The following is a 15,512-nucleotide window of genomic DNA, read 5'->3' as shown; positions in this document are numbered from 1 at the left end:
AGAGACGCCGATACCGTCCGAGAATGGACCCGGTGCGCAACCCGTTCGCCCCCGGCGCAGGTCAGCGCCCCCCGGAACTGGCAGGCCGCGAGAAGGAGCTGACCGCCTTCGAGGTGGTGCTGGAACGGGTCGCGCGGGGGCGGCCGGAGCGCAGCCTCGTGCTGACCGGGCTGCGCGGGGTCGGCAAGACGGTGCTGCTGGGCGAACTGCGGTCGATGGCCGTCCGGCGCGGGTGGGGCGCGGGGAAGATCGAGGCCCGGCCGGACGCCGCGCTGCGCAGGCCGCTGTCGGCGGCCCTGCACCGGGCGGTGCGCGACCTGGCGGTGCGGCACCGGGCGCCGGAACGGGTCGAGTACGTGCTCGGCGTGCTGAAGGCGTTCGCGCTCAAGTCGAACCCGGACGGCGCCAAGCTGCGCGAGCGCTGGCAGCCCGGCATCGACGTGCCCGCCGCGGTGGGCCGCGCCGACTCCGGCGACATCGAGATCGACCTGGTGGAGCTGTTCACCGACGTCGCCGAACTGGCCCAGGACGTCGGCACCGGGGTGGCCGTCCTGATCGACGAGATGCAGGACATCGGCGCCGACGACATCTCCGCGCTGTGCGCCGCCTGCCACGAACTGGCCCAGTCCGGTGCGCCGCTGGTCGTGGTCGGCGCCGGGCTGCCGCACCTGCCCGCGGTGCTCTCGGCGAGCAAGTCGTACTCCGAGCGACTGTTCCGCTACGTCCGCATCGACCGCCTGGACCGCCCCGACGCCGACCGCGCGGTCCTCGCCCCGGTCGACCGCGAGGAGGCTGGCATCACCCCGGAGGCGCTCGACGCGCTGTACGAGCGCTCCGGCGGCTACCCGTACTTCATCCAGGCGTTCGGCAAGGCCGCCTGGGACGCCGCCCCCGCCGACCCGATCACCGCGGAGGACGTGCTGGTGGCGGCCCCGGAGGCGGAGGGCGAGCTGGCGGTGGGGTTCTTCGGCTCCCGGTACGAGCGGGCCACCCCGGCCGAGCGCGAGTACCTGCGGGCGATGGCGGAGCTGACGCACGGCCGCGACGAGGGCGCGGGCACCTCGGACGTGGCGGTCTTCCTGGGGCGCAAGCCGTCGTCGCTGTCACCCGCGCGGGACAGCCTGATCAAGAAGGGGTTGGTGTACTCGGCCGAGCGCGGCCGGATCGCCTTCACCGTGCCGCACTTCGGCCGGTACCTGCTCGGCATGGAGGAGTAGGCGTCTCGGCCTGTCTCGCGGGGTCTAGGCCACACGCTAGAGAGTGACATGAACACCTCGCGTGACCGTCCCCACCGGACAGATGGCGGCTCAGCTCAGTTATCGGCCGATGATTCACCGGCCTGTGCGCCACCTCACCGGCTAATCGCTGGCGTTTCGATTGGGTAACGCGCATACTTGAGGCACAAGCCGAAGACCTCCGAAGGAGATGCAAGTCCGATGAACCTCACTGCCAAGTTCCGTGCCCGCCGCGTCGAGGCCCGCAACCGGAAGGCGGTGACCCGCGCGATCGAGACCGCCGCCACCCCCTCGATGCGCCACGAACTGATGACCCTCGCCCAGAACCAGCAGCACAACTGGCGCTGACTGTTCGAGTGGTTTGGATCACAACTTGTGATCGTGTAACACCCCCGGCTCGTCAAGCGATGAACCGGTTGACCCCGTAGTGCTGGCGGACCCCCGACCTGGCAGCACTACGGGGTTTCCACATGTCTGGGGTCAGATCGGCCCCGCCCGGCAGTGCATACTTCCGCCGTGTTCTTAGGTGTGGACGTGGGCGGGACCAAGATCGCTGTCGGTGTGGTGGACCCGGCCGGGCAGGTGGTCTGGCGGGAGCAGCGGAGCACGCACCGCCACGGCACGGCCGAGGAGGTCTTCGCCGTCGTGGCCGGGCTGGTGGGGACCGCGCTGGCGCGGTACGACGTCGAGGCGGTGGGGGTCGGGTCCGCCGGGCCGGTGGACATCCCGAACGGCACCGTGTCGCCGCTCAACATCCCCGCGTGGCGGGGCTTCCCGCTGCGCGCCCGGGTGGCCGAGGTCGTGGGCCTGCCGGTCGTGCTGGCCGGGGACGGGCCGTGCATGGCGCTCGGCGAGCACTGGGTGGGGGCAGGGCGCGGGGCCTCGGACATGGTCGGGCTGGTGGTGTCCACCGGGGTCGGCGGCGGGCTGGTGCACGGCGGGCGGCTGTTCGGCGGTCGCACCGGCAACGCGGGCCACATCGGTCACGTGGTCGTGGAACCCGACGGCGACCCGTGTTCGTGCGGCGGCCGGGGCTGCGTGGAGATCGTGGCCAGCGGCCCCAACCTGGTGCGGTGGGCCCGGGCGCGGGGCTGGTCCGCCCCCGGGGACGCCGACGCGGCGCACCTCGCGGCGGCGGCGCGGCACGGCGACGAGATCGCGCTGGCCGCCTTCACCCGCGCGGGCCGGGCCGTCGGGTTGGCCATCGCGGGTACCGCGGCGCTGTGCGACCTGGAGCTGGCGGTGGTCGGCGGCGGGGTGGCGCAGGCAGGGGACCTGCTGTTCGACCCGATCCGGGCGACCGTCGCCGAGTACGCGACCATGGACTTCACCCGGGGCACAGTCGTCGTGCCCGCGGCCCTGGGCGGGAACGCGGGGATCGTCGGCGCCGCAGCCCTGGTGGCGCGCGGCTGACCCGCCCGGACGCGCAGGCGGATCGGGCGGGACTACGCCTCGGGGGTGCGGCCCATCAGGTAGAACTCCGGGTTCGGGGTGAGCGCCATCAGGTGGGCCAGGCGGTTGGACATGGCGAACAGCGCGGTGATCGCGCCGACGTCCCAGACCTCGTCGTCGGTGAGACCCGCGTCGCGGGCGTCGTCGAGGTCGGCGTCGGTGAGGGTGGCGGGTTCCAGGGCGAGGGTGAGGGCCAGGTCGACGATGGCGCGTGAACGCGCGGGCAGGTCGACCGCCCACGGGTTGGTGGCCACCCGGTCGGCGAGGTGCGGGTCCTTGGCGCGGACGCGGAGGATCGCGCCGTGCGCGACCACGCAGTAGGTGCAGTTGTTGGCGCCGGAGGTGGCGACCACGACCAGTTCGCGCTCGGCCTTGCTCAGCCCGCCCTCGCGGTCCATCAGCGCGTCGTGGTGGTCGAGGAAGGCGCGCAGTTCGGCGGGGCGGTGGGCCAAGCCGAGGAAGACGTTCGGCACGAAGCCCGACTTCTCGGCGATGGCGCCGATCCGGTCCCGCAGGTCCTCGGGGAGGTCAGCCGGGTCGGCGACCGGGAAGCGGCTCGGTGTCATACCCCGAAACTAGTCTTCGGCACGACGGGGTGGGGTGCTGCCCGTTTCGGGAGATGTAAGCAGAGGGTTACCGCGCAGGGGGATCGGTGGGCCGTTCCCGGGTCGCCCGAGTGCCGGTGGGATTGCGCGCGCAACTGACTGATCGTGACTTCACCCGTTGGGCGCTACAGCCAGTCGACTCGTCCTCGGAAGCGCTATCTGCCGTAGCACCTGGTGTTTACCTCACCCGATCGGCGATTACGCGGGCACCGTGCCGTTCGGCGCTGAACACGCTCCGTTTATCGTCTACTACGCAGTAGGCGCGCGTTCGGGGGAGCGATGGGTGCAGACTGGGAGTAACCGCAGTACCACGAAGGAGTTCGTCGCTTTGGCTGTGACAGGAACGGAGTCCGCCCGTGTGGACGACCGCCGAACCCTGCACCTGACCTTCGCCCCGGAGGTCCTCGGGGCACCCGAACCGGACCGCAAGACCGGACCAGCCCCCACCGCGGCGGCCGACACCGCATCGGCCGATACGCAGGACCAGGCCGACACCGCCGCCGCGGACACCGGTCGGGCCACCGCGGACCTGCCCGCCCCCCGGCGCACCCCGCGCGACCGGGTGCTGGTGCTCGCCGAGCACCTGGTCGGCAGTTGGGCCTCGACGCTCCGGATGGCCTTGGCCATGCTGGCCTGCATGGTCGGCGCCCTGGTCGTGATCGCGCTCGCCACCGGCCCGTTGCCCGCGCTGATCGGCGCGGGCGCGCTGGCCGCGGTCATCAGCTCCACCCGCAACCGCTGAGCGGTCCGCTCGACGCGAAGAGGCCCCGCACCTGCTGGTGCGGGGCCTCTTCGCGGTCGGGCCGCGTCAGTGCGCGCCGATCTGGCGGAGCTTCTTGTCGCCGTCGTCGACGTGGTAGTCGTCCGGGCGGGTCTGGTCCATGCCGTTGAACGCCTTGAGCTTGCGGGCGATCAGCGTCACCACCACGGCGACCAGCAGGTTCGCCACCAGGGCGATGATGCCGACGTAGATCTGCACCGTGGAGCCCGCGAACGGGTGCCACCCGAACAGGCTGAGCTTGTCCAGCGCCAGCGCGGAGCCGCCGAAGTGCGCGCGCTTGCCGTTGGCGCTCGGGATGCCGTAGAGCAGCACCATCCCCCAGCCCATGCCGACGAACCACCCGGCGACCAGGCCCCACACGTGCAGCCACCGGGTGTAGAGCGCGATCGCCACCGCGGGCAGCGTCTGCAGGATGATCACGCCGCCGATGAGCTGCAGGTCGATGGAGAACTGCGGGTCGATGAACAGGATGAACGCGACCGCGCCGAACTTGACCACCAGCGAGGCGAGCTTGGCCTGCTTGGCCTCCTGCTTCGGGGTGGCGTCCTTGCGGAAGTACTCCTTGTAGATGTTGCGGGTCCACAGGTTGGCCGCGGCGATCGACATGATCGCGGCGGGCACCAGGGCGCCGATGCCGATGGCGGCGAAGGCGATGCCCGCGAACCACGAGGAGAACTCGTTCTGGAACAGCACCGGGATGATGGTGTTGGTGTCGGGCTGGCCGGTGGCCTGGTTGGTGATGGGCGTGACGCCCGCGGCGATGGCGACGAAGCCGAGCAGCGCCAGCAGCCCCAGCAGCAGCGAGTACGCGGGCAGCGCCGACATGTTCCGCTTGATCACGTTGCGGCCCTTGGAGGCCAGCACGCCGGTGACCGAGTGCGGGTAGAGGAACAGGGCGAGCGCCGAGCCCAGGGCCAGCGTGGCGTACTGGAGCTGGTTGTTGGCGTTGAGCAGCAGGCCGTCGCCCGCGGCCGGGGTGGCGTCGAACTTCTCCTTGGCCGAGGAGAAGATCTCCGACCAGCCGCCGAGCTTGATCGGCAGGTAGACGACCGCGGCGATGATCACGACGTAGACCAGGATGTCCTTGACGAACGCGATCAGCGCCGGGGCGCGCAGGCCGGACTGGTAGGTGTAGACCGCCAGCACGACGAACGCGATCAGCAGCGGCAGGTGCCCGACGATGCCGCTGCCGTTGATGCCCATGGTGCGCAGCACGGCCTCCAGGCCGACGAGCTGCAGCGCGATGTAGGGCATGGTGGCGACGATGCCGGTGACCGCGACCAGCAGCGCCAGCAGCGAGGACCCGTAGCGACCGCGGACGAAGTCGGCCGGGGTGACGTAGCCGTGCGCCCGCGACACCGACCACATGCGCAGCAGCGGCAGGAAGATGATCGGGTACAGCACCACCGTGTAGGGCAGCGCGTAGAAGCCCAGGGCGCCGGAGCTGAACATCAGCGCGGGGACGGCGACGAAGGTGTAGGCGGTGTAGATGTCGCCGCCGATGAGGAACCAGGTGACCCAGGAGCCGAACTTGCGGCCGCCGAGGCCCCACTCGTCCAGGTGGTCGAGGGTGCCGCCCGCCTTCCACTTCGCGGCGAGGAAGCCCAGCACGGTGACCACGCCGAACAGCACCACGAAGATGACCAGCTCGGTCCACTTCATCGGGTGGCCCCCTCATCCAGCTCGTCCACGTCGCGGCCGGGGCCGGGCGGGGTGGTCGGCCTGTCCTTGGTCATGACGAACACGGTCGTGGTGGCGGCCACCCCGACCACGACGCCGAGCAGTTGGAACCAGTAGAAGAACGGCATCCCGATGAGCTCGGGGCCGGTCCGGTTGAAGAACGGTGTGATCAGCAGCAGGAGGGGAACCAGCAGCAGCAGGTTCCAGGGGCTCCAGCGGATGCCGGAGGCCGACTTCTTCGGCGGTGCCATCGGCGGACCTCGATCGTGTGGCGAAGTGGTGCCGGGAAACAGTAGGACGTCCGACCCGTCCCGTCACTGGTTAACGCCGATTCGAGATGGAGGGGCGGGCACCGACGGTTCCCCGGCCGTTGTTTCCACAGGCTGTGCACAACCTTGTCCACAACCTGTGGACAACTCTGGAACACCTGGGGTCCACGGGGCTGCGGAGAAGCGAGAGAAAGCCCTGGACCAGGCAAATGGCCTAGTGAGTCGGCAGGCCGCAGTTGTGCACAGGTGGACCCGCATCAATCCACAGGCGGGTGCAGACGCGCCCCACAACCGCTCCTCGATGACCAACACGCCGAGCGGGCGCGCAGGCCGATGATCCGGTCCAGCCCCGGGAACGGCGGAAGGCCACCACGCCGGAGCGTGATGGCCTTCCGCCGGGAACCGCGGGGACTAGCCCAGGCGCTGCTTGAGCGCTTCCAGCTCGTCGCGCAGCGGCGTCGGGAGCTTGTCGCCGATCTTGTCGAACCACTCCTCGATCAGCGGCAGCTCGGCACGCCACTCGTCGGCGTCGAACCGCAGCGCCGCCTCGATGGCCGCCCGGTCGTCGTCGAGGCCGGACAGGTCCAGCTCGTCGGCACTGGGGATGAAGCCGATCGGGGTCTCGGTCGCGGCGGCCTTGCCCTCGATGCGCTCGATCGCCCACTTGAGGATGCGGGAGTTCTCGCCGAACCCGGGCCACAGGAAGGACTTGTCCTCGGCGCGGCGGAACCAGTTGACGTAGAAGATCTTCGGCAGCTTGGTCGCGTCGGCGCGCTTGCCGGTCTCGATCCAGTGGTTGAAGTAGTCACCGGCGTTGTAGCCGATGAACGGCAGCATCGCCATCGGGTCGCGGCGCACCACGCCGGTCTTGCCCACGGCCGCGGCGGTGGTCTCGCTGGACAGGGTGGCGCCCATGAAGGTGCCGTGCTGCCAGTCGCGGGACTCGGTCACCAGCGGGATGGTGGTGGCCCGGCGCCCGCCGAAGAAGATCGCCGAGATCGGCACGCCCTTCGGGTCGTCCCACTCCGCGGCCTTGGTGTCGCACTGGTCGATCGGGGTGCAGTAGCGCGAGTTCGGGTGCGCCGCCTTCTCCTCCGACCCCGGCGTCCAGTCCTGCTTCTTCCACGAGGTCAGGTGGGCGGGCGGCTCGCTCATGCCCTCCCACCAGATGTCGCCGTCGTCGGTCAGCGCGACGTTGGTGAACAGCGAGTTGCCCTTGGCGATGGTGCGCATCGCGTTCGGGTTGGTGTGGTAGTCGGTGCCCGGCGCCACGCCGAAGAAGCCGTTCTCCGGGTTGACCGCGTAGATGCGGCCGTCCTCGCCGAAGCGCATCCAGGCGATGTCGTCGCCGATGGTCTCGACCTTCCACCCGGGGATGGTCGGCTCCAGCATGGCCAGGTTGGTCTTGCCGCAGGCGCTGGGGAACGCGGCCGCGACGAAGTAGACCTTGTCCTCAGGGGAGGTCAGCTTGAGGATCAGCATGTGCTCGGCGAGCCAGCCCTCGTCGCGGCCGATCACCGAGGCGATGCGCAGCGAGTAGCACTTCTTGCCCAGCAGCGCGTTGCCGCCGTAGCCGGAGCCGTAGCTCCAGATGAGACGCTCCTCCGGGAAGTGCACGATGTACTTGGTGTCGCTGCACGGCCACGCGACGTCGGCCTGGCCCGGCTCAAGCGGGGCGCCGATGGAGTGCAGCGCCGGGACGAAGTCGCGCTCGGTGCCGTCGGCGTCGATGAAGCGGTCGAGGGCCTGGGTGCCCATCCGGGTCATGATCCGCATCGAGGCCACGACGTACTCGGAGTCGCTGATCTCCACGCCCAGCATCGGCGAGTCGGCGTCCAGCGGGCCCATGCAGAACGGGATCACGTACATCGTGCGACCGCGCATGCACCCCCGGTACAGCTCGGTCATGATGGCCTTCATCTCGGCCGGGTCCATCCAGTTGTTGGTGGGACCGGCGTCGGCCTCGTCGGCCGAGCAGATGTAGGTGCGCTCCTCGACGCGGGCCACGTCGTTGGGGTCGGAGGCGGCGTAGAACGAATTCGGCTTCTTCTCCAGGCGGGTGAAGGTGCCCGCGGCCACCAGCTTGTCGGTGACCCTGGTCCACTCCTCCTCGGACCCGTCGACCCAGACCACGGCGTCCGGAGTAGTCAGCTCGGCCACCTCACGCACCCAGGCCAGGAGCCGTTTGTGCGTGGTCGGTGCCTGGTCAACGCCAGGGATAGTCACTGCCGTCATCTCGCCTCGTCTCCTGACTGAACGCCGAAATGCCGATCAGGACGCCTTTGTCCCGACCGGACGTCGGTGTCCTCATCGAATGGGCTCGGTACCCGCCCCAGGACGGAGCGGGTGCTGGCCGTGAAGGAATACATCGAGGTTAGCGAAGTGACGCGCAGGTAACCGATGTCTGTCCTGTCGGCTCCCTCACAAGACCGATCAGGGAATCGATTCAGAACCTGAACGCTGCGGCGATTGCGGCTGGTGGGTGTTCGTTTCCGGAACAACCGTCACGGGCAGTGAAATCCCCCACGTCCACCGGGGGAGACGGACAGGACCCCCGGTGCGAGCGCACCGGGGGTCCTGGGGGCCTGCCGTACGGGGATCAGCTCTGCCAGGCGGCGTCGGAGCCGGTGCTGGCGCCCGCGCTCTGCTCGCCGCCCGCGGTGTCGCCGCCGGTGGAGCCGGTGCCGTCGGCCTCGTAGCCGCCGTCGGCGCCGATGTGACCGGTCTCGACCGTGGTCCACTCGTCGTCGCCGGTGTGCTGGGCCACGGTGACGTCGCCGTCGGCCTCGATCACCACGGCCTGGTCGGCGGAGCCGTCACCGTCGGTGTCGGTGAAGGCGTAGGTGCTGCCCGACTCGTCGGTCACCACGGCGGTGTCGTTGACGCCGTCGCCGTCCGAGTCGTACTCGGCGGTGCCCGCGGTCATGTCGCCCTCGGGGGTGTCGACGAGGATCTCGCCGCCACCGCCGGTGGAGGCGGGGGCTGCGTCGGCGTCGGCGCTGTCGTCGGTGGCGGTGGGGGCGGACGAGCCGGAGTCGTCGGCGCCGTCGCCGGAGGGGTTCGCCACCGAGCCGGGCTCGGCCTCGGTCCACTCGCCGGTGCTCTCGTCGTACTCGGCCGCGGAGGTCACGTTGCCCTCGCTGTCGAGCTCGACCACGGTGTCGGCGTTGCCGTCGCCGTCGGAGTCCGAGAAGGCCATGTAGCCGTCCTCGGTCTGCACGACCGCCGCGTCGTTGTCACCGTCGCCGTCGTAGTCGTAGTTCTCGCTGACCTCGTACTCCTCGCCACCGACCTCGACGGTGAGGACGTCGTGGCCCTGCTCGTCGGCGGTGGTGTCGGTGGTGTCGTCCGCGCCGGTCTCGTCCACGTACATGACGTACCCCTTACTCGTCCCTCACGGGCTTCATCTGCTTGTTGCGGATATGACTGACGATTCGCCTGTCCGGTTCCCGCCGTTACGGGGGTTCTCGTGACTGGCGTGCGGGTTATTTCTTGTCCCGGACCGCGCGGATGTCGGCGAGGAGCTTCTCCGCGCGTTCCCGGCCCGCCGTCACCTCGGCGAGGCGCTTGCTCACCGAGGTGGTCCGCTTCTGCCGTTCGGCCACGTCCAGCCGCAGCGCCTTGTCCACCTCGCGCAGTTGCTCCTCGATCCCGGTGATGCGCTTGCCCAGCGCCTCGTCCAGGGCCAGCGACAGTTGCGACTCCGCGTCGATGAGCTGCTCGGTGACCAGTTGGTCCAGGGTGGACCGGGTGTCGGCGATGGACTCGTTGAGCCAGGTCTTCATGTGCGCCTTGTCCGCGGTGTGCTTGCGGGTGCGCGCGATCCACCAGCCCGCGCCGAGGCCGATGATGATCGTGGGCACCAGCAGGATCGGCGCGGCGACCGCGCCCGCCAGCGGCAGCACCGCCATCTTCCCCGCGCCGATGCCGCTGACCCCGCCCATGAACACCAGCAGCTTGTCCTCGGCGGTGGGCGCGCGCTTCTCGGCGCCGCGCAGGATCACCTGCGAATGCCCGGACCGCGCGAATTGGGAGCGGATCACTTCCAGTTCGTCCGCGGAGAACAATTCCGCGAGCACCGTGTCGGCCACCTGGTTGAGCCGGGCGCCGACGCGTTCGCTGATCCGGCCGGACACCATCTGCATGGCGGTGTCGACGTGGGCGGGCAGCAGCTTGAGCTGGTCGCGGTCGGCGTTGTCGATGGCCTGGCGGAACCAGGACTGCAGGTCGCGCATCTCCCGGCTGACCTCGTGGGCGTTCTCCAGCCGGGCGCGCTGGACCTCGCTGCGCAGCTTCACCTGCCAGCCGCGGGTGGAGGAGCGGCGCTCGGCGGCCAGCTCGTCCTTGCGGGCGCGCAGCGCCTCCGCCTCCGCCTCGCCGGTGGTCAGCGCGCGGCGCTCGTTGTCCAGCAGCACCTTCAGCTCGCCCAGGGCCGACGACAGCGCGCGCAGGGTGTTGGCCTCACCCAGCATGGCGGAGCGGCCGACCAGCAGCGCCTCCAGCGCGGCCAGCAGCTCCGGCACGCCGGAGCGCTCCCTGAGCATGTCGGCGGCCTCGGGGGTGGGCGCCTTCGCGGCCATGTCGTGCATCCGCGAGGACACCGGGTGGAAGGTGGCACCGGCGAACCGGGGCGCGTGCTCGGCCAGCAGCGCCCGGTTCGCCTCCAGCACCTGCCGCCAGCCGCGGTAGGCGTCCACCTTGGACAGTGCGAAGACGACGGTCTCGACCCGGTCGCCGATGCCCGCGAGGAAGTCCAGCTCGCCGGAGGTGAACGGCGCCGAGGCGTCGACCACGAACAGCAGCGCGGTGGCGGTGGCGGCGGCCTCCACGGCCAGTTCGCCGTGCACCGAGTCCAGCCCGCCGACGCCGGGGGTGTCGACGATGACCAGCTTCTCCAGCAGCGGCGCCGGGCCGTCGACCTCGACGTGGCGCGGCGGCAGCTCGCCGTCGGGCAGCTCGTGCGCGGCGGAGACCCAGTTGACCAGCCGGTCGAGCGGCACCGGCACCGGTTCGAGCTGCCCGGGGTAGCAGGCGCGCGCCCGCCACTGCTCGGCGTGCCCGAACACCAGGTAGGTGGCCGTGGCGACGTCGGCGTCCACAGGGGACAGGCCCGGCGCGTCGATCATCGCGTTGACCAGGGAGCTCTTGCCCCGGTTGGTCTCGCCGACGACCACCACCGAGGGCAGCTTGCGGCGCTTGCCGCGGATCTCCTCGACCCACGCCGCCGACTCCGGGGCCGACTCGCGCAGCAGCTTGAGCAGCGCTTCGCGGGCCTGGGCGACCTGCTTGGGCAGCGACAGCGGCTGCGCCTTGGCCTGGGTCACGCGGTGCTCGCCCCCGCCCGGTAGACGGTGACGATCGGCGCCCGCAGCACCAGGCCGCGGTCGCTGAACCCGACCACCTCGGTCTCGGCGACCGTGCCGTCAAGCGCGGCGTCCCCGGTGTCCAGGGTGCCCCCGGCCTCGTGCACGGCCGGGTCGAAGGCGTCGCCGTCGGGGCGCAGCGCGGTGACCCCGACCTCGGCGAGGCCCGCCTCGATCCGCTCGGCCACCCCGGAGCTGCGCGCCCGGTCGTGCGCGTACAGCGCCAGCGCCACCAGCGCCCGGCGCTCGTCGAGGACCTGGTCGTAGACCTCGGGGGCGATGCTGACCAGCGCGGGCTCGACGCGGAAGTCGTTCTCCAACTCGACCTCCTCCTGCGGGGGCGGCGGGGGCTGCTGCTGCGGCGCCTCGGTGGGCGGGTACTGCACCGGCAGCACCCCCGACGGGGCCTGCTCGACGTAGGAGCCCGCGTGCGCGGCGTCGGCGATGACCCGGGCCCGGACCTCGACGGTGTTGTCCTCGCCGGTGTCCTTGCGCTTGCCCTTGAACCAGGAAGCCATCTCACCCAGCCTGTTCGCGGAGTTGCTGCCAGATCAGGAAGTACGAGCGGTGCACCACGTGCGCGACCCGGCTCTGCGCGGGCGTGGCACCGAAGGACGCGAACGACCGCCACCAGCCCGCGCGCTCCAGCGCGTACGCGGACAGCTCCTTGTGCGGGCGGCCCTTCATGCCCAGTTGCTCGCCGACGACGGCGCTGCTGCCCACCCGCAGCACCTCCTCGGCCAGGTCGTCGGGCATCGACACCGCGCCGGAGGTGACCAGGGTCAGCGCCTCCAGCAGGCGGAGCTGGTGGGCCTCCGGCTTGGCCAGCAGCACCTCGATCGCGTCGTGCACCCGCTGCCGCTCGCCGGGGTCGCCGGAGGCGTGCGCGAGCGCGGTGACGCTGGCCAGCGCGGCGGCGGCCTTGATGCCGTCGGCGCGGGCGCGGAAGACCGCGTCCAGCCGGTTGCGCACGCCCGCGAGCCCGGAGGCGTCGAGCAGCCTGCGCCGCAGCGCGCCCGCGGTCAGCTCCGGCTCGGCGCGCAGCGCGTCGACGGCGGTGCGGATGCCGTAGAGGTCGAGCGTCTCCAGCAGCCGCACCCTGGTGCCGGTGGGGACCTCGCAGTCCCAGGTGGTGAAGATGTCGGCGGAGATCAGCATCGTCTCCCAGGTGGCGTCGTCGAGGTCGGCCAGCCTGCGCAGGGCGTCGGCGTCGGCGGAGGTGAACCCGCCGGACTCGGCGGACTCGGCCAGCAGCCCGATCACCGGGATGACGTCGGCGACCCGGGGCTTGAGGGTGGCGGCCTGCTTCTCCGCGAGCAGGGTCGCGGCCTTCCACACGTCGCCGTCGCTGCCCGCGACCGACTCCGGGGTGATCGTGTCGGCCTTGTTGAGCACGGCGATCGCGTTGACCGGTCCGGCCTCGCGGCTGGCGGTGGCGGCGGTGAACGCGGCGAGCGCCTGCTGGTCGTCGGCCCGCACGCCCTGGGTGACCACGTAGAGGACGGCCTCGGCGCCCGCGACGGCGTTGCGCGAGGTGTCGTCCAGCTCGTCGCCGCCCGCCTCGGCCTCGTCCTCGGAGTCGGGCTTCGCGTGCTTGGCCGCGCCGAGCAACTGCTCGGTGCGCTTGACCGAGGCCGCGTCGAGGGAACCGAGGCCGGGGGTGTCGATGACGGTCAGGTCGCGCAGGACGGCGTTGGTCAGGTACGCCTCCAGGTGCGAGACCTGGTCGAAGTCCACCTCCAGGTCGTTGGGGATCATCCCGCCGACGTCGAACGGGAGCACCTGCTTGCGCCCGTCGAAGAACACCAGCTCCACCCGGTCGACCGTCCCGTACTGGAACCGGGTGACCAGCCGGGTGCACTCCCCGACGTCGGTCGGCGCCACCCGCCGCCCGATCAGCGCGTTGACCAGGGTGGACTTGCCCGACTTGATCCGCCCGGCCACCGCGACCTGCAACGGGGCGGAGAGCCTGCGCAGGACCTCCCGGAACCCGGCCGCGGTCCGCGCCGAGACCTGCGGCTGCAAGCGCTGGCACAGGTTCGCCACCGCCGCGGACAGCGGTCCGGCGAGGTGCTGCTGCTCGGTCGCGGTCGTCACGGCCGTCCCTCCCCTCGGTATGGGGGAATCGTGCCATGGTCGATTCCGCCGCGTCCCCCGCTTGCCGCTACCGCGCGGCCCGGTCAACCTCCGGGAGGACACGGGGTGCGACGGCGGGCTGACGCGCGGGAACGGTCGCGGAACCTACGCTGAGCGGGTGCGGTGGCTGAGCCTGTGGTTGAAAGCGCACCCGACGGCGGGGGACACCGTGCTGGCCCTGGCGCTGGCCGGGCTGGAAACGCTGGCCAGCACCGGCCTGCCGGGCGGCTCGATGTCGCTCTGGTACTGGGTGGTCGGGGTGGGCCTGCTCGCACCCCTGCTGGTCCGCAGGCACCGGCCGATGCTCGCCGCTTACCTGATCCTCGCCGCCGGGTTCCTGCAACTGTTCACCCACGGCGCGGAGCCCGGCAGTGGCGACATGCGGATTCGGATGGCGGACCTGGCGCTGGGCATCTGCCTCTACACGGTGGTGGCCTACGTCGGGCGCAGGCAGGCGGCGCTGTACGCGGTGTGGCTGGCCATCGGCACGGTGGCCTGGGCGGTGTGGCGGATGGGGATGCCGGAGGGGGTGGTCCCGGCCGCGGTGTTCTCGGTGGTGTTCGCGCTGTGCTGGACGCTGGGGGAGTTCTCCGGGGCCCGCCGGGCCTACCACGTGGAGGTCGAGCGGCGGCTGGACCTGCTGGAGACCGAGCGCGACCAGCAGGCGCGGATCGCCGTCGCCGACGAGCGGACCCGGATCGCCCGCGAGCTGCACGACGTGGTGGCGCACGCGGTGAGCGTGATCGTGGTGCAGGCCGACGGCGCCGCCTACGCGGTGCGCACCCAGCCGGAGGCCGCCGAGCAGGCGCTGTCGGTGATCTCGGCGACCGGCCGCGAGGCGCTGACCGAGCTGCGCAGGCTGCTGGGCGTGCTGCGCAGCGACGGCACCGGGTCCGGGCGGGCGCCGCAGCCGGGCACCCGGTCCATCGCCGAGCTGGCCGAGCGGGTCCGGGCGACCGGTGTCCCGGTGCGGCTGGACCTGGCCGGGGAGCTGGACTCGCTGCCCGCGGGCGTCGGCCTGGGCGTCTACCGGATCGTGCAGGAGGCGCTGACCAACACGATCAAGCACGCCGGTCCGGGGGCGCGGGCCGACGTGCTGGTCTCCCGCGTCGGCGACCGGGTGGAGCTGGACATCACCGACCGCGGCCCCGGGCTGAGCACCGCGCCCGGCCTGACCACCGGCGGCGGCAACGGGCTGATCGGGATGCGGGAGCGGGCGAACGTCTTCGGCGGCACCCTCCAGGCGGGGCCGCGCCCGGGGGGCGGCTGGCGGGTGCGGGCCGTGCTGCCGGTGGCGGAGAGGTTAGGTTGAGGCCGTGATCAGGATCGTGCTGGTGGACGACCAGGAGTTGATGCGGGTCGGCTTCCGCATGGTGCTCGGCGCGCAGGAGGACATGGAGGTCGTCGGCGAGGCGGGCGACGGGCGGGCGGCGATCGAGCTGGCCGCGGCGCTGCGGCCGGACGTGGTGCTGATGGACGTGCGGATGCCGGTCCTCGACGGCGTCGAGGCCACCAGGGCGATCACCGAGGCGGGCACGGCGAAGGTGCTGGTGATGACCACCTTCGACCTGGACGAGTACGCCCTGTCGGCGCTGCGCAACGGCGCCAGCGGGTTCCTGCTCAAGGACACCCCGCCGAGCCACCTGGTCTCCGCCCTGCGCTCGGTCGCCTCGGGCGACGCGGTGGTCTCCCCGAGCGTGACCCGGCGGCTGCTGGACCGGTTCCTCGGCCCCGGCGGCGGCGAACCCCGCGACCCGTCGGCGCTGGAGGTGCTGACCGAGCGGGAGCGGGAGGTGCTGGTGCTCATCGCCCAGGGCCTGTCGAACGCGGAGATCGCCCGCAAGCTGTTCCTGTCCGAGGCGACGGTGAAGACCCACGTCGGCCGGGTGCTGTCCAAGCTGGACCTGCGCGACCGGGTGCAGGCGGTGGTCCTGGCCTACGAGACCGGGCTGGTCCGCCCGGGCGATCTCTGAGGTCTTCGCACCCGAGCG

General features: G+C 71.5%; 14 protein-coding genes. 6 read left to right on the top strand and 8 right to left on the bottom strand.

Annotated features, from left to right (window positions below; all coding sequences use genetic code 11):
* Positions 1-23: 23 nt before the first annotated feature.
* The 3 genes from L6E12_RS12860 to L6E12_RS12850 all read left to right on the top strand — a co-directional run bounded on the left by L6E12_RS12860 (position 24) and on the right by L6E12_RS12850 (position 2,648).
* Positions 24-1,217, top strand: coding sequence for an ATP-binding protein (locus L6E12_RS12860; protein ID WP_236228133.1), 1,194 nt, complete (start codon positions 24-26; stop codon positions 1,215-1,217).
* Positions 1,218-1,436: 219 nt separating this feature from the next.
* A complete protein-coding gene (locus L6E12_RS12855) occupies positions 1,437-1,583 on the top strand; it encodes a hypothetical protein (RefSeq protein ID WP_181400036.1) in 147 nt (48 codons plus the stop codon).
* Positions 1,584-1,751: 168 nt separating this feature from the next.
* Complete coding sequence (locus L6E12_RS12850) at positions 1,752-2,648, top strand: ROK family protein (protein WP_236228132.1); 897 nt, start codon at positions 1,752-1,754, stop codon at positions 2,646-2,648.
* Between the two features lie 32 nt (positions 2,649-2,680).
* Here the strand turns inward: L6E12_RS12850 and L6E12_RS12845 are convergent, their stop codons facing one another.
* Positions 2,681-3,253: a peroxidase-related enzyme gene (locus tag L6E12_RS12845; protein WP_236228131.1), complete on the bottom strand. Its 573-nt coding sequence runs from the start codon at positions 3,251-3,253 to the stop codon at positions 2,681-2,683.
* A 397-nt stretch (positions 3,254-3,650) separates the two neighbouring features.
* Between L6E12_RS12845 and L6E12_RS12840 the strand changes: the two genes are divergently transcribed.
* Positions 3,651-4,034 (top strand): hypothetical protein, encoded by a 384-nt coding sequence (locus L6E12_RS12840; RefSeq protein ID WP_236228130.1) that lies wholly within the window; start codon positions 3,651-3,653, stop codon positions 4,032-4,034.
* A 66-nt stretch (positions 4,035-4,100) separates the two neighbouring features.
* On the opposite strand, the gene mctP is transcribed toward L6E12_RS12840, so the two are convergent.
* The 7 genes from mctP to L6E12_RS12805 all read right to left on the bottom strand — a co-directional run bounded on the left by mctP (position 4,101) and on the right by L6E12_RS12805 (position 13,482).
* Complete coding sequence (mctP, locus tag L6E12_RS12835) at positions 4,101-5,735, bottom strand: monocarboxylate uptake permease MctP (RefSeq protein ID WP_236228129.1); 1,635 nt, start codon at positions 5,733-5,735, stop codon at positions 4,101-4,103.
* A complete protein-coding gene (locus tag L6E12_RS12830; RefSeq protein WP_236228128.1) occupies positions 5,732-6,004 on the bottom strand; it encodes a DUF3311 domain-containing protein in 273 nt (90 codons plus the stop codon). Before L6E12_RS12830 ends, mctP begins: the two co-directional genes overlap by 4 nt.
* Positions 6,005-6,433: 429 nt before the next feature.
* On the bottom strand, positions 6,434-8,257 hold the full coding sequence (locus L6E12_RS12825) for a phosphoenolpyruvate carboxykinase (GTP) (protein WP_236228127.1): 1,824 nt from the start codon (positions 8,255-8,257) through the stop codon (positions 6,434-6,436).
* A gap of 364 nt (positions 8,258-8,621) precedes the next feature.
* Positions 8,622-9,395 (bottom strand): DUF6802 family protein, encoded by a 774-nt coding sequence (locus L6E12_RS12820; protein WP_236228126.1) that lies wholly within the window; start codon positions 9,393-9,395, stop codon positions 8,622-8,624.
* Between the two features lie 112 nt (positions 9,396-9,507).
* Positions 9,508-11,346 (bottom strand): dynamin family protein, encoded by a 1,839-nt coding sequence (locus L6E12_RS12815; protein ID WP_236228125.1) that lies wholly within the window; start codon positions 11,344-11,346, stop codon positions 9,508-9,510.
* Positions 11,343-11,903 carry a nucleotide exchange factor GrpE gene (gene grpE / locus L6E12_RS12810; protein WP_236228124.1) on the bottom strand — a complete coding sequence of 187 codons (561 nt, stop codon included), beginning with the start codon at positions 11,901-11,903 and terminating at the stop codon, positions 11,343-11,345. Before grpE ends, L6E12_RS12815 begins: the two co-directional genes overlap by 4 nt.
* A gap of 1 nt (position 11,904) precedes the next feature.
* Entirely contained in the window at positions 11,905-13,482 is a 1,578-nt protein-coding gene (locus L6E12_RS12805) for a dynamin family protein (RefSeq protein WP_236228123.1), read from the bottom strand.
* Between the two features lie 157 nt (positions 13,483-13,639).
* Here L6E12_RS12805 and L6E12_RS12800 point away from each other — a divergent pair, with 157 nt between their 5' ends.
* Both L6E12_RS12800 and L6E12_RS12795 read left to right on the top strand, forming a co-directional pair.
* Entirely contained in the window at positions 13,640-14,833 is a 1,194-nt protein-coding gene (locus tag L6E12_RS12800; protein WP_236228122.1) for a sensor histidine kinase, read from the top strand.
* 4 nt (positions 14,834-14,837) lie between these two features.
* On the top strand, positions 14,838-15,494 hold the full coding sequence (locus L6E12_RS12795) for a response regulator transcription factor (protein WP_236228121.1): 657 nt from the start codon (positions 14,838-14,840) through the stop codon (positions 15,492-15,494).
* Positions 15,495-15,512: the final 18 nt, after the last annotated feature.

This window comes from Actinokineospora sp. PR83 (genome assembly GCF_021056305.1).
Lineage (GTDB): Bacteria > Actinomycetota > Actinomycetes > Mycobacteriales > Pseudonocardiaceae > Actinokineospora > Actinokineospora spheciospongiae.
The sequence above is the reverse complement of the archived record's forward strand: the minus strand, read 5'-3'. Positions and strand labels throughout refer to the sequence as shown.

Bases quoted from the DNA above. Each gene is read 5' to 3' on its own strand.
- mctP (WP_236228129.1), bottom strand. From the start codon at position 5,735: ATGAAGTGGACCGAGCTGGTCATCTTCGTGGTGCTGTTCGGCGTGGTC.
- L6E12_RS12830 (WP_236228128.1), bottom strand. From the start codon at position 6,004: ATGGCACCGCCGAAGAAGTCGGCCTCCGGCATCCGCTGGAGCCCCTGG.
- grpE (WP_236228124.1), bottom strand. From the start codon at position 11,903: ATGGCTTCCTGGTTCAAGGGCAAGCGCAAGGACACCGGCGAGGACAAC.
- L6E12_RS12845 (WP_236228131.1), bottom strand. From the start codon at position 3,253: ATGACACCGAGCCGCTTCCCGGTCGCCGACCCGGCTGACCTCCCCGAG.
- L6E12_RS12825 (WP_236228127.1), bottom strand. From the start codon at position 8,257: ATGACGGCAGTGACTATCCCTGGCGTTGACCAGGCACCGACCACGCAC.
- L6E12_RS12860 (WP_236228133.1), top strand. From the start codon at position 24: ATGGACCCGGTGCGCAACCCGTTCGCCCCCGGCGCAGGTCAGCGCCCC.
- L6E12_RS12855 (WP_181400036.1), top strand. From the start codon at position 1,437: ATGAACCTCACTGCCAAGTTCCGTGCCCGCCGCGTCGAGGCCCGCAAC.
- L6E12_RS12820 (WP_236228126.1), bottom strand. From the start codon at position 9,395: ATGTACGTGGACGAGACCGGCGCGGACGACACCACCGACACCACCGCC.